Source organism: Pantoea sp. B9002 (genome assembly GCF_013385945.1).
GTDB lineage: Bacteria > Pseudomonadota > Gammaproteobacteria > Enterobacterales > Enterobacteriaceae > Pantoea.
Window position 1 is genome coordinate 27,369 of the sequence record NZ_JACAPA010000014.1, and the last position, 13,420, is coordinate 40,788.

11 protein-coding genes are annotated in these 13,420 nt (G+C 54.3%); 9 read left to right on the forward strand and 2 right to left on the reverse strand.

Annotated features, from left to right (window positions below):
- Window positions 1-597 precede the first annotated feature (597 nt).
- The 3 genes from mprA to emrB all read left to right on the forward strand — a co-directional run bounded on the left by mprA (window position 598) and on the right by emrB (window position 4,002).
- Window positions 598-1,128 (forward strand): transcriptional repressor MprA, encoded by a 531-nt coding sequence (gene mprA, locus HX773_RS10615; protein ID WP_008101638.1) that lies wholly within the window; start codon window positions 598-600, stop codon window positions 1,126-1,128.
- A gap of 148 nt (window positions 1,129-1,276) precedes the next feature.
- A complete protein-coding gene (gene emrA, locus HX773_RS10620; RefSeq protein WP_176971477.1) occupies window positions 1,277-2,449 on the forward strand; it encodes a multidrug efflux MFS transporter periplasmic adaptor subunit EmrA in 1,173 nt (390 codons plus the stop codon).
- Window positions 2,450-2,466: 17 nt separating this feature from the next.
- The gene (gene emrB / locus HX773_RS10625) at window positions 2,467-4,002 is read left to right on the forward strand and encodes a multidrug efflux MFS transporter permease subunit EmrB (RefSeq protein WP_176971478.1); all 1,536 of its coding nucleotides are present in this window, start codon (window positions 2,467-2,469) and stop codon (window positions 4,000-4,002) included.
- Window positions 4,003-4,039: 37 nt separating this feature from the next.
- Here emrB and HX773_RS10630 read toward each other — a convergent pair whose 3' ends face one another.
- Window positions 4,040-5,152, reverse strand: a complete 1,113-nt coding sequence (locus tag HX773_RS10630; RefSeq protein ID WP_176971479.1) for a tRNA/rRNA methyltransferase — start codon at window positions 5,150-5,152, stop codon at window positions 4,040-4,042.
- Between the two features lie 156 nt (window positions 5,153-5,308).
- On the opposite strand from HX773_RS10630, the gene trxC reads away from it, so the two are divergent.
- From trxC to HX773_RS10660, 6 genes are all read left to right on the forward strand, one after another.
- Window positions 5,309-5,728: a thioredoxin TrxC gene (gene trxC, locus HX773_RS10635; protein WP_008101648.1), complete on the forward strand. Its 420-nt coding sequence runs from the start codon at window positions 5,309-5,311 to the stop codon at window positions 5,726-5,728.
- Window positions 5,729-5,819: 91 nt separating this feature from the next.
- The gene (locus HX773_RS10640) at window positions 5,820-6,512 is read left to right on the forward strand and encodes a tRNA-uridine aminocarboxypropyltransferase (protein ID WP_176971480.1); all 693 of its coding nucleotides are present in this window, start codon (window positions 5,820-5,822) and stop codon (window positions 6,510-6,512) included.
- An 83-nt stretch (window positions 6,513-6,595) separates the two neighbouring features.
- Complete coding sequence (locus HX773_RS10645; protein ID WP_176971481.1) at window positions 6,596-7,366, forward strand: YaeF family permuted papain-like enzyme; 771 nt, start codon at window positions 6,596-6,598, stop codon at window positions 7,364-7,366.
- A gap of 43 nt (window positions 7,367-7,409) precedes the next feature.
- On the forward strand, window positions 7,410-10,067 hold the full coding sequence (locus tag HX773_RS10650; RefSeq protein WP_176971482.1) for a bifunctional acetate--CoA ligase family protein/GNAT family N-acetyltransferase: 2,658 nt from the start codon (window positions 7,410-7,412) through the stop codon (window positions 10,065-10,067).
- Window positions 10,068-10,183: 116 nt separating this feature from the next.
- The gene (gene pssA / locus HX773_RS10655) at window positions 10,184-11,539 is read left to right on the forward strand and encodes a CDP-diacylglycerol--serine O-phosphatidyltransferase (RefSeq protein ID WP_176971483.1); all 1,356 of its coding nucleotides are present in this window, start codon (window positions 10,184-10,186) and stop codon (window positions 11,537-11,539) included.
- A gap of 3 nt (window positions 11,540-11,542) precedes the next feature.
- Window positions 11,543-11,863, forward strand: a complete 321-nt coding sequence (locus tag HX773_RS10660) for a YfiM family lipoprotein (RefSeq protein WP_176971484.1) — start codon at window positions 11,543-11,545, stop codon at window positions 11,861-11,863.
- Here HX773_RS10660 and HX773_RS10665 read toward each other — a convergent pair whose 3' ends face one another.
- Window positions 11,864-13,168, reverse strand: coding sequence for an MFS family transporter (locus HX773_RS10665; protein WP_176971485.1), 1,305 nt, complete (start codon window positions 13,166-13,168; stop codon window positions 11,864-11,866). It lies immediately after the preceding gene.
- Window positions 13,169-13,420 lie beyond the last annotated feature (252 nt).

Sequence of the window (13,420 nt, forward strand, 5' to 3'; positions counted from 1 at the left end):
TAGCCGCTGTAACCTTTCACTTCACCCGATAACCGAAGCGTGCGCTATAGCGCACTGGTACGTCCTGTTAATTAACACACCATTGAAATAATTTTTTCGGTTACTATTACCCACAAATGATTATCTCTCTTATCTGCGCGCAATGACTGCTTCCCGTTTGGCGATCGAATTCCATCATTTTAGCTGGTGTCGCATCCGCGCGGGCGTTGTTAAGATCATGTTAATCAACACATTGATTTATGTGGACAAGCTGCGCGCGAAAAGTGTTTAGAAATCGTAAAGATGGTCCTAAACCGCTGAGCAATACTATTCATTAATGATTGGGTTTGTTATGGTTAGCAGCGCAGTTATTCACCAGAGTTATTTTTTCTCGCGAAATTATTTATCTGTAAAAAGGTTTCTCGAAATGAATTGATGGCATCGGCTGCCTGCATGATCAGGTGGGATGTCAGGGCAAAATGCCCAGGGTTAAGGAACAACCTGGAATGTCAGATGTTGACTATGTGATCGTGCTAACAATCACCTGCGGAAATTGTGACTACGCTTAATCTGTCACCATCATTACTATACCAGTTGCAACTAAGAGGTTTTTTTAAAATGGAAAGTTCGTTTACTCCCATTGAACAGATGCTAAACATCCGTGCTAACCGCCATAAAGATTTTCCGCTGCAGGAGATCATTCTGACCCGCTTGTGCATGCACATGCAGGGTAAACTGCTGGATAATCGCAACAAAATGTTGAAGGCGCAGGGAATTAACGAAACCTTATTCATGGCGCTGATTACCCTTGATGCGCAGGAAAATCAGAGCATTCAGCCTTCAGAACTGAGTTCTGCCCTCGGCTCTTCACGCACCAATGCCACGCGTATCGCTGATGAGCTGGAGAAGCGCGGCTGGATCGAACGCCGTGAAAGCGAGAACGACCGTCGCTGCCTGCATCTGCATTTGACCGAAAAAGGCAATGAATTCCTGCGTCAGCTGCTGCCACCGCAGCATCAGAGCCTGCAATACCTGTGGTCTTCGCTCTCCACTAACGAGCAGGATCAGCTGGAATCGATTACCCGTAAGTTACTTAACCGTCTCGATAAAATGGACGAAGATCAGGTTATCGCTTCCCTGTCGCGCTAATAGCAAGAAGTGCGACACAATCACCTTCCGAAATCGCTATTTTAATCCCCTTTTGTCCGGCCAGCGCTTAAGTGCTGGCTTTTTTGACTCGGGCAACCGTGTTGAAGGATCGGCACATCCCGACTAAATGGAAAACGTGGAGAACGACATGAGTGCGACAGCGGAAGCTCAAAGCCCGCAACAGCCAGCGAATAAAAAGAAGAAGCGCAAAGGTGTGCTGATCCTGCTGGCTATCGTGTTTGTAATTATTGGTGTTTCGTATCTGGCTTACTGGTATCTGGTGCTGCGTCACTTCCAGGAAACCGATGATGCGTACGTGGCGGGTAACCAGGTGCAGGTGATGGCGCAGGTTTCCGGCAGCGTAAACAAAGTGTGGTTTGATAACACCGACGTGGTGAAGAAAGGCGACGTCCTGGTGTCGCTGGATAAAACCGATGCCGAGCAGGCGTTTGAAAAAGCGCAGACCGCGTTGGCCACCAGCGTGCGTCAAACCCACCAGCTGATGATCAATGGCAAGCAGTATCAAGCCACCATTAAGCTGCAGCAAACCGCGCTGGAACAGGCCGAAGCTGACCTGAAACGCCGCGAGCCGCTGGGCGCGTCTAATCTGATTGGCCGCGAAGAGCTGCAACACTCGCGTGATGCCGTGGCGACAGCCAAAGCGCAGCTGGATGTAGCGGTGCAGCAATACAACGCTAACCAGGCGATGATTCTGAACACCTCGCTGGAAAAACAGCCGGCGGTGCAGCAGAGTGCGGCTGAGTTGCGCGATGCCTGGCTGGCGCTGCAGCGTACTGAAATCCGTAGCCCGATTGATGGCTTCATTTCACGTCGCAGCGTACAGGTTGGCTCGCAAATCTCCACCACCACGCCGCTGCTGGCGGTGGTGCCGTCCACTAATCTGTGGATCGACGCGAACTTCAAAGAGACGCAGCTTGCGGGTGTGCGTATCGGCCAATCGGCCACGGTGATCAGCGATATCTACGGCGACGACGTGGAGTATCACGGCAAAGTGGTGGGTCTGGATATGGGTACCGGTAGCGCCTTCTCGCTGCTGCCTGCACAGAACGCCACCGGTAACTGGATCAAAGTGGTTCAGCGTCTGCCGGTGCGTATCGAGCTGGATCCGAAACAAGTGGCGGAACATCCGCTGCGCATCGGCCTCTCCACGCTGGTGAAAGTGGACACGCAGAACAAAGATGGCGCCACGCTGGCCAGTGCCGCGCGTTCGCAAGCCGCGTATGAAAGTAATGCGTTGGCAATCGACCTCGCGCCGGTTAACCAGCTGATTACTGACATCGTTCGTGCCAACGCTGACTAACGCCGCGGGAGGCTGTTATGGCACAAAAACCGCTTGAAGGTGCGCCGTTAGTCTTGATGACCATCGCCCTGTCGCTGGCGACGTTTATGCAGGTACTCGACTCCACCATCGCTAACGTGGCGATTCCGACCATCGCCGGTAACCTCGGTGCTTCGAACTCGCAGGGCACATGGGTCATTACCTCTTTCGGGGTGGCAAACGCCATCTCGATTCCGATTACCGGTTGGCTGGCGAAGCGCATCGGTGAAGTGAAACTGTTTACCTGGTCGACCATCCTGTTTGTGCTGGCGTCATGGGCTTGCGGCATGTCCGAAAGCCTCGAGATGCTGATCTTCTTCCGCGTCATTCAGGGCGTGGTTGCCGGTCCGCTGATTCCGCTGTCGCAAAGTTTGCTGCTGAACAACTATCCGCCGGCGAAACGCAGCGTGGCGCTTTCGCTGTGGGCGATGACGGTGATTGTGGCGCCGATCTGCGGTCCGATTCTCGGCGGCTGGATCAGCGATAACTATCACTGGGGCTGGATCTTCTTCATCAACGTGCCGATTGGCTTGGTGGTGGTGTTGCTGACGCTGCAAACGCTGCGCGGACGTGAAACCAAGACCGAAATCCGCCCGATCGATATGGTCGGCTTAGTGCTGCTGGTGGTGGGAATTGGCTCGCTGCAGGTGATGCTGGATCGCGGTAAAGAGCTCGACTGGTTCAGCTCAACCGAGATCATTGTGCTGATGGTGGTTGCCGTGGTGGCGCTGCTGGTGTTGCTGGTGTGGGAGCTCACCGACGACCATCCGATCGTCGATTTGTCGTTGTTCAAAATGCGCAACTTCACCATCGGCTGTTTGTCGATCAGCCTGGCCTATATGCTCTACTTCGGCTCAATAGTGTTACTGCCGCAGCTGTTACAGGAGGTATATGGCTACACCGCCACCTGGGCCGGATTGGCGTCGGCACCGGTAGGGATTCTGCCGGTGATCCTGTCGCCGATCATTGGCCGCTTCGCGCACAAGCTGGATATGCGTAAGCTGGTGACTTTCAGCTTCATCATGTATGCCGTCTGTTTCTATTGGCGCGCCTACACGTTTGAACCGGGGATGGATTTTGGTGCATCGGCGTGGCCGCAGTTTATTCAGGGCTTTGCGGTAGCGTGCTTCTTTATGCCGCTCACCACCATTACGCTGTCAGGCTTACCGCCAGAACGTATGGCGGCGGCATCGAGCCTGTCGAACTTCGTGCGTACGCTGGCGGGTTCCATCGGTACCTCGATCACCACCACCATGTGGAGTAACCGTGAATCGATGCATCACAGTTATTTGTCGGAGTCGGTGAATCCGTACAACGTCAATTCACAGCAGATGTACGACCAGCTGCAAAGCATGGGCATGACCCAGCAGCAGGCCTCGGCGTATATCGCGCAGCAAATTACCAATCAGGGTCTGATTATCTCGGCGAATGAGATCTTCTGGGCATCGGCGGGAGTGTTCTTGATCTTGCTGGTGCTGGTGTGGTTTGCGCGTCCACCATTTGGTGCGGGCAGTGGCGGCGGTGGCGCTCACTAAGCGATACAAACAAAAACGGGCCTTGCGGCCCGTTTTTTTATGCGTTCTGACGCCACCATTCGGCGAGCAGAATACCGGTCGCTACTGACACGTTGAGGCTTTCAACGTTGCCGGTGCCACCAATCGACAGGCTGAGATCGCCCTGCTGGAAAGCGCTGTCTGACAGACCTTCGCTCTCCTGACCTAACACCAGCACCATTTTGGCAGGCAGCTCAGCTTTCGCCAGCGGTGTGCCTTCGTGGCTTGAGGTAGTAACGATGGTGTAACCCGCTTTACGGAACGCTTCCAGACCATCGGCAAAACTTTCGCCGCTGATCGCCTGTACGTGCTCAGCGCCACCTTCGGCGGTACGTACTGCCGCACCTGACTCCAGCAGCGAAGCATCATTCACCAGCAAACCTTTCACACCGAAGTGCGCGCAGCTACGCATAATGCCGCCAAGGTTGTGCGGGTTGCTGACATCTTCCAGCGCCAGCACGCAATCTTTGGTCGGTGCCTTTGTCAGCCACTCGGTAACCGGCATGCCCATGCGTTTTTTGATGATGAAACACACGCCACCGTGGTGTTCAGTACCTGAAGCTTTGGTCAGCTCAGCATCTTCTACCACGTGATAGGCTTTGCGGTTGGCCGCCAGCCAGCGCAGAGTTTCACGGAAACGCGGTGTTACGCTCTGAATAAACCAGGCGCGCACGATGCTTTCCGGACGGCTCAGGAACAGCGCCTGACAGGCATTTTCACCGTAGACGCGTGTCTCTTCCTGACGCTGACGGCGAATCTGCTCGGGATCGATGACCGGCTTGTTCGCGGCATCATCCAGTTGGCTATCATCCGCGACCGGCGGACGAGAAACGGTGCGCCACGGCGAATCACCGAAGCTGCGGTTGTCGTCACCACGATCGTCACGACGACCAAAGCTGCGACCGCGTTCGGTATTACTCGCACCGCGCGGTGCCGAGCTGCGTGCGCCGCTACGGCCACCTTCTTCATTATTACGTGCACCGCTGCGAGGACCAGAACGACGATTATCTTCCTGGCGCGCAGCAGGACGGCCGCCTTTGCCGGTACGGGGATTCGGCTTTTGACCACCCTCCTCATCACGTACGTACATCACTTTTACCTTGCCGCTTTTGCCTTTAAATTCGTCGTTCATCTGTTCCTCCAGCATTGAGAGCGCGAAGATTACCTGATGTGTCGGTGCTTAGCTATCAACTATTGAACCTATTGGGCAATCCAGATTGAGCATAGCACTCAACCTTTTCATAATGTCCGGCAATCATCAGATTTACAGGTCCGGGTTGAGGTAAATATGAATACAGTTTGTGCCTCCTGTCAGGCAACCAACCGCGTGCCCGAGTCGCGCATTGCCGATGGAGCAAAATGTGGCCGTTGCGGCGGCGAGCTATTTAACGGTGAAATCGCCAACGCGACGGCAGCCACGCTGGATAAGTATCTGCAAGACGATCTGCCGGTAGTGATCGACTTCTGGGCGCCGTGGTGCGGTCCGTGCGTTAACTTCGCACCGGTGTTTAAAGATGTCGCCGACGAGCGTCGCGGCAAGGTGCGCTTCGTGAAAGTGAATACCGAAGCCGAACCTGCGCTTAGCTCGCGTTTCCGCATTCGCAGCATTCCTACTATTATGCTGTTCAAGAACGGCGAGATGGTCGACATGCTGAATGGCGCAATGCCCAAAGCGCCCTTCAACGAGTGGCTCGACGAATCGCTGTAAACCGCTGATGGCCAGCCGCGTGCTGGCCTTCCTTATTACCTTTCCCGGCTAATTCCATTACACTGGCGTTTTTTATCCTGCCTGCGAATCTATGTTTGAAAATGCCGTTCTGCGTTTACGTGCGCAACGTTTAGCGCGCGCCACGCGCCCGTTTCTTGCGCGTGGTAATCGTGTTGTTCGTTGCCAACGCTGCCTGCTGCCGCAGAAAAACTGTCTGTGCGCCACCATCCAGCCTCAGCAAGCGCGCAGTCGCTTCTGTCTGGTGATGTTCGATACCGAGCCGATGAAGCCGAGCAATACCGGAAGATTAATCGCCGATGTGCTGCCGGACACCGAGGCGTTTGGCTGGTCACGCACCGAGCCGGATGCCGCGCTGCTGGCGGCGGTGAAGAACGAGCATTATCAGCCGCTGGTGGTTTTCCCTGCGTCTTACGCAGATGCCGATCGCGAAGTGCTTACCAGCCCGCCGCTCACCGGTAAACCGCCGCTGTTTATTATGCTCGACGGCACATGGACTGAAGCGCGCAAGATGTTCCGCAAAAGTCCGTGGCTGGATGCGTTGCCGGTGATGTCGCTCAACGTTTCTGCGCCATCGCGCTACACGCTGCGGGAAGCCCACGGCGAAGGCCAGCACTGCACCGCCGAAGTCGCTGCCGCGCTGCTGGAACAGGCCGGCGATCTCGCCGCCGCCGCGGAATTGCAGCACTATTTCGCCCGCTTCCGTCATGCTTATCTGGCGGGGAAACCGCATCATCCGGTGCATAGCCTCGAAAATGTCCTTTAAGGATTTGCTTCTTTTGTAACCTGCTAATTTGATTTATAGTCGCGCATCGCCACGGAGTTGGCCTTACTTGCAAAGGATGCACGATGAAAATCTTATGGCTGCTGATGCTGCTGCTCACCGGCTGCAGCACCGCCCCGCAACCCGACCGCGCTTTTCCACCGCAGCTGCAATCTGCCAGCACGCGCCCTACTATCCTGATTTCATCCAGCGACTTGTTGCCCGGCGATCTGTTGCTCTCATCGGCCACGTCACCTCAATCCTGGGGCATTCGCCTGTTTACCCTGACCGGCGTAAGCCATGCAGCGATTTATCTTGGTGATGAACAGGTCGCGGAAGCGGTGGGTAGTGGTGTTAAAATCATTCCGCTGAATCATGCTATAGATGAAAGCAACAATCTGCTGGTGCTACGCGTGCCGGGCATGACCAGCGATCAGATGCTGCGCTTGCGTGAGTTTGCCGCTTTACAGCAAGGCAAAAAGTACAACTTCAAGGGCATCGTAATGTTTATGCCGTTTATGGTGTCACGCCGCTTGTGTGAACTGCCGCTGGTTAATGAAGAGGTTCGCAGTGCCTGCCTGACCGCAATGGCCCGCGTGCAGTTGGCTGATATTGATGATCCGCAAGCCAATCGCTTCTTCTGCTCCGAATTTGTACTGGCGGGCTATCGCCACGCAGGTATTGAACTGTTGCAGGGACAAGCTAATTGGGTGAGCCCGGCGGATTTGCTGCATTTACGTGACGGTGATGTCTCTGCCTGGCAGGCGCAGCAAAATATGCAGTATGTCGGCCATTTAAAACGCTGGGATTTGAAAGAGATCCTCAGCCTGCGATCGGCGAATCGGCAAGCGCGCTAAAAAGCGTTTACAATCATGCCAATCTTGATTGCAGGAGCGGATGATGAGCCAACGCGGACTGGAAGCGCTGTTACGACCTAAATCAATCGCGGTAATCGGTGCGTCAATTACACCGGGGCGCGCCGGCTACTTTATGATGCGTAACCTGCTGGCCGGTGGATTTAGTGGTCCGGTATTGCCGGTGACGCCGAAATATAAAGCGGTGAGCGGCGTGCTGGCCTGGCCGGATATCGCCAGCCTGCCCTTTGCGCCCGATCTCGCCATCATCTGTACCCACGCCAAACGTAATCTCGAACTGCTGCAACAACTGGGCGAAAAAGGCTGTAAGGCCTGCATTATTCTCTCGGCGCCGTCCAGCCAGTTGGAAGAGCTGAAAGCCTGCGCCAGTCAGTGGCAAATTCGCCTGCTTGGTCCTAACAGCTTAGGTTTGCTGGCGCCGTGGCAAGGGTTGAATGCCAGCTTCTCGCCGGTGCCGATTGCTAAAGGTCGCATTGCTTTTATTTCGCAATCCGCTGCGGTCTCTAACACCATTCTCGACTGGGCGCAGCAGCGTAACCTCGGCTTCTCCTGGTTTATCGCCTTGGGTGATAGCCTGGATATCGACGTTGATGATCTGCTGGATTTCCTCGCGCGCGACGGTAAAACCAGCGCCATTCTGCTCTACCTCGAACACCTCAGCGATGCGCGTCGCTTTGTTTCCGCTTCACGCAGCGCCTCACGCAATAAACCGATACTGGTGATAAAAAGTGGTCGCAGCCATCAGGCGCAGGCGATGATCGGTACCCACAGCGGATTGGATGCTGCCTGGGATGCGGCGATTCAGCGCGCCGGTTTACTGCGCGTACAGGATACGCACGAGCTGTTTACGGCGGTTGAGTCACTGAGCCATATGCGCCCCTTACGCGGCGATCGACTGATGATCATCAGCAACGGCGCGGCCCCGGCGGCGCTGGCCCTGGATGAACTGTATGCGCGCAACGGTAAGCTGGCGACGCTAAGTGACGAGACGTTGCAAGCGCTGGCCACACTGCTGCCGGAAGGCGTTGGTCGCGGCAATCCGCTGGATTTGAAAGATGACGCGACTCCAGCGCGCTATGTCGCCTGCATTGAACGGCTGCTGGATAGCCATGAACTCGATGCACTGATGATCATTCATGCGCCAAGCGCCGTTTCACCTTCGAGCGAAACCGCCGAGCAGATTATCGCTGCGGTTGCCAAACATCCGCGTGGCAAGCAGGTCACGCTGCTGACGAACTGGTGTGGCGAATACTCCTCGCAGAGCGCGCGGCGCGCGTTTACTCAGGCTGGCATTCCTACCTGGCGCACGCCGGAAGGCACCGTTACCGCCTTCATGCATCAGGTGGAATATCGCCGCAACCAGAAACAGCTGCGTGAGACGCCCGCGCTGCCGATCGGTTTGACGCAGAACAGCGCGCAGGCGCATCAGCTAATTCAGCAAGCGCTGGATAAAGGCATCACCACGCTGGATACCCATGAAGTGCAGCCGGTGTTGCAGGCTTACGGCCTGGCGACGCTGCCCACCTGGATTGCCAGCGACAGCGCCGCGGCTGCCAGCATCGCCGATCAGATTGGTTATCCGGTCGCACTCAAGCTGCGTTCGCCGGATATTCCGCACAAGTCCGAGGTACAAGGCGTAATGTTGTATCTGCGCAGCGCCGCAGAAGTAGAACAAGCGGCCGAAGCCATTTTCGATCGCGTGCGCGAAACCCATCCACAGGCGCATATTGATGGCTTGCTGGTACAGAGTATGGCGAATCGCGCCGGAGCGCAGGAGCTGCGTGTGGTGGTCGAACAGGATCCGCTGTTTGGTCCCATTATTCTTCTGGGCGAAGGCGGCGTGGAGTGGCAGCCTGACAAGCAAGCCGCCGTGGCTTTGCCGCCGCTGAATATGACGCTGGCGCGCTATCTGGTGATTCAGGCGATGAAGAGCGGCAAAGTGCGCAGCCGAAGCGCGTTGCGACCGCTGGATATCACAGGGCTTAGCCAGCTTTTAGTGCAGGTTTCAAACCTGGTGGTCGATTGTCCGGAGATTCAGCGCCTGGATATTCATCCGCTGCTGGCATCGGCCGATGAATTCACGCTGCTGGATGTCACGCTGCAGTTAGCGCCTTTCAACGGTGATAATGAAACACGGCTGGCGATTCGCCCTTATCCGCATCACCTTGAAGAGCAGGTGCAGCTGAAAGATGGGCAATATTGCCTGTTCCGCCCGATCCTGCCTGAAGATGAACCGCAGCTGCGCGCCTTTATCGCCCAGGTAACGAAAGAAGATCTCTACTATCGTTACTTCAGTGAAATCAATGAATTTACTCATGAAGATTTGGCGAATATGACGCAAATCGATTATGACCGCGAAATGGCGATTGTTGCTGTGCGCCAGCACAGCGGCGTCGACGAGATCATTGGCGTAACGCGTGCGATCTCCGATGCCGATAATATCGATGCTGAATTCTCCGTGCTGGTGCGATCTGACCTGAAAGGCTTGGGCATGGGCAGGCGCTTGCTGGAGAAGATGATTCGCTATACGCGCGATCATGGCCTGCAACAATTGAACGGTATCACCATGCCAAACAATAGCGGCATGATTACGCTGGCGCGAAAACTTAATTTTCGCGTGAATATTCAACTGGATGATGGCATTGTCAGCCTGAATTTGCCGCTCGGTGATGTCATCAGCTAACCTGTACAGAAAGGTAAAATTCCTCCTCTACAGGCCGGTTGATGGTATTATTTACCGTTAGGATCATGATTTGATGGCAAAAGGCCATGCAATGAACAGAGAAGAAGTGCACTGTGATGTTGTCTAAATTTAAACGTAATAAACACCAACAACACCTCGCACAGCTGCCTAAACTGTCACAATCCGTGTCGGATCTGACGACGCTTTACTCGCCTGCCGAGTTTCGCGAAACCCTGCTGACGAAAATTGCCGCAGCAGAAAAGCGTATCTGTATCACCGCGCTGTATCTGGAGAATGATGACGGCGGTCGGGGAATAATGCAGGCGCTGTACGCAGCGCGTCAGGCACGTCCGGAGCTGGATGTCTGTATTCTGGTTGACTGGCATCGTGCGCAGCGTGGTCGCATTGGCGCCGCCCGCGGCGTGACCAATGCTGACTGGTATTGCGAAATGGCTGCTCAGCATCCGGATATCGCTATTCCGGTTTACGGCATTCCGGTTAACACCCGCGAAGCACTCGGCGTGCTGCATCTGAAAGGGTTTATCATTGATGATACGCTGCTCTACAGCGGCGCGAGCCTGAACGATGTCTATCTGCATCAGCATGATAAATACCGTTATGACCGCTATCAGCTGATCCGCAATCCACAGCTTACCGATACCATGTATGCGTGGATCTGCGAAAATCTCAAGGATTCCGATGCGGTTAACCGCCTCGATAAAACTGAGCGCCCTTCCAGCCCGGAAATCAAAAACGAAACGCGTCAGTTCCGTCAGGAGCTGCGCAGCTTTAACTATCAGTTTACCGGCAATGCAGATAATGAATCCCTTGCCGTCACGCCGCTGGTTGGCCTGGGCAAACGCAGCCTGCTGAACAAAACCATTTTCCATTTGATGCCCTGCGCCGAGCGCAAGCTGACGCTGTGTACACCCTATTTCAACCTGCCTGCCATTCTGGTGCGTAACCTGATTCATTTACTGCGTCAGGGTAAAGAGGTTGAAATCATCATTGGCGACAAAACGGCCAATGATTTCTACATCCCGCCAGAACAGCCGTTTAAGATTATCGGGGCGCTGCCTTATCTCTATGAGATTAACCTGCGTCGCTTCCTCAGCCGTTTGCAGTATTACGTGAATAACGGTCAGCTGACGGTGCGCTTGTGGAAAGATGGCGAGAACAGTTATCACCTGAAAGGCATTTGGGTGGATGACGAATGGATGATGATTACCGGTAATAACCTCAATCCTCGCGCGTGGCGACTGGATCTGGAAAATGCGGTGCTGATTCACGATCCGCTCAATCAATTGGCCGAGCAGCGCGAAAAAGAGCTGGCGCTGATTCGTGAGCATACTTCCGTGGTGCAGCATTATCGCGAGCTGGAAAGTATCTCCGATTATCCGGCGAAGGTTCGTAAGCTGATTCGTCGCCTGCGCCGTATTCGTATCGATCGCTTGATTAGCCGTCTGCTCTAGCCGATGCGTGCGCCTATCCTCTGCGTGGTTTTGCTGTGTAGTGGATGTGCGCATGTCGCCGATGATAAATGGACCGGCAAAGACAAAGCGCAACACTACTTCTCTTCTGCTGTTCTGGCTGCCGCAGGTAGCGAGATATCTCAGCATCAAAATCACAGCCGCGGGCAGAATTTGCGTTTCGGCTTTCTTTTCTCGTTGAGTTTTGGTGTGGGGAAAGAGTTATATGACAGCCGCTCAGCGGGGAGCGGCTGGAGTTGGAAAGATCTTAGCTGGGATGTCGCCGGTGCCGCCAGCGGTATCGCACTGTGGAATCTCAGTCAGTAACTACAGCGCAATCCCCTTCCCTTTGCGATGCAGCAACAGCGATACCAGGAATGCTAAAGCGCCCATCGCCGAAACATACCAGAAGAAGCTGGTTTCAATACCTTCCCTTTTCAGCAGCAAGGCTACGTATTCTGCCGAACCACCAAAAATAGCATTCGCCACCGCATAGGAAAGCCCAACGCCCAGCGCACGGACTTCCGGCGGGAACATCTCTGCTTTCAGGATGCCACTGATAGCGGTGTAGAAACTGGTGATGATCAGCGCCAGCATGATCAAGGCAAATGCCAGCCAACTGCTTTGCACATTTTGCAGCAGCAGCAGAATCGGAACCGTACAGATTGCTGCCCCGGCGCCAAAAATCATCATTGAAGCGCGACGACCAATTTTATCTGACAGTGCGCCAACTATCGGCTGAATCAACATGAATACCAATAAGCAACCGGTCATTAATCCACTGGCACTGCGCGCATCCATCCCGGCAGTATTCACCAGATATTTTTGCATGTAGGTGGTGAAGGTATAGAAGCTTAGCGAACCGCCAGCGGTAAAGCCCAGCACCATCAGAAATGCACGGGTGTGATTACGCAGTAATCCAGTAATGCTGCCGGCGTCACGATGTTCACGGTGTTTTTTCTCTGAGGTTTCGTTGAGTGAATGACGCAACCACAATGCCACCACAGCCAGCACCGCCCCGAGGAAGAACGGGATACGCCATCCCCAGCTGCGAAGTTCTTCATCACTGAGGATTTGCTGCAAGACTACAACGGTCAGCACCGCTAATAGTTGGCCGCCGATGAGCGTCACATACTGGAAAGAGGCATAAAATCCTTTTCGTCCTTCCAGTGCCACTTCGCTCATATAGGTGGCGCTGGTACCGTATTCCCCACCAACCGATAATCCCTGAAACATACGCGCCAGCAGAAGAATGACAGGCGCGGCCAGGCCAATTTCGCTGTAGCCAGGGAGGCAAGCGATCACTAATGATCCCAGACACATCATGCACACTGAGATCAACATAGAGGCTTTGCGGCCGTGACGATCGGCAATGTAGCCAAATAACCATCCACCGATCGGACGCATCAGAAAACCAGCTGCGAAGACGCCAGCTGTTTGCAGCAATTGGGTGGTGGTATCACCGCTTGGGAAGAATACGTGGGCAAAATAGAGTGAGAAGAAGGAGTAGACGTAGAAATCGAACCATTCGACTAAGTTGCCGGATGATGCCCCGACAATCGCCCAGATGCGCTTTTTACTGTCGGCTGCCGTTTCCGATAGTGCTACTTTTTGTTGTTGTGAGTCAGTCATGCTTACCTCTTTTCCTTGCGAAGAATTAGCGCCAAAGGATTCAGTAAAGCATCTATTAAGTGGTTGCGGGAATTGTCTCTATTCCTGGAGTACAAAATGTGACTGCCGCGGAGTTTTTAGTGCAATTTCTTGCTGATTTTCATGTAAATTCAGCCATCTACTGGCTTCAATCCGCTATGTGCAGACGTAAAAAAGCCCCGAACTTTCGTTCGGGGCTTCTTCACTTATTTAATGCCTGGCAGTTCCCTACTC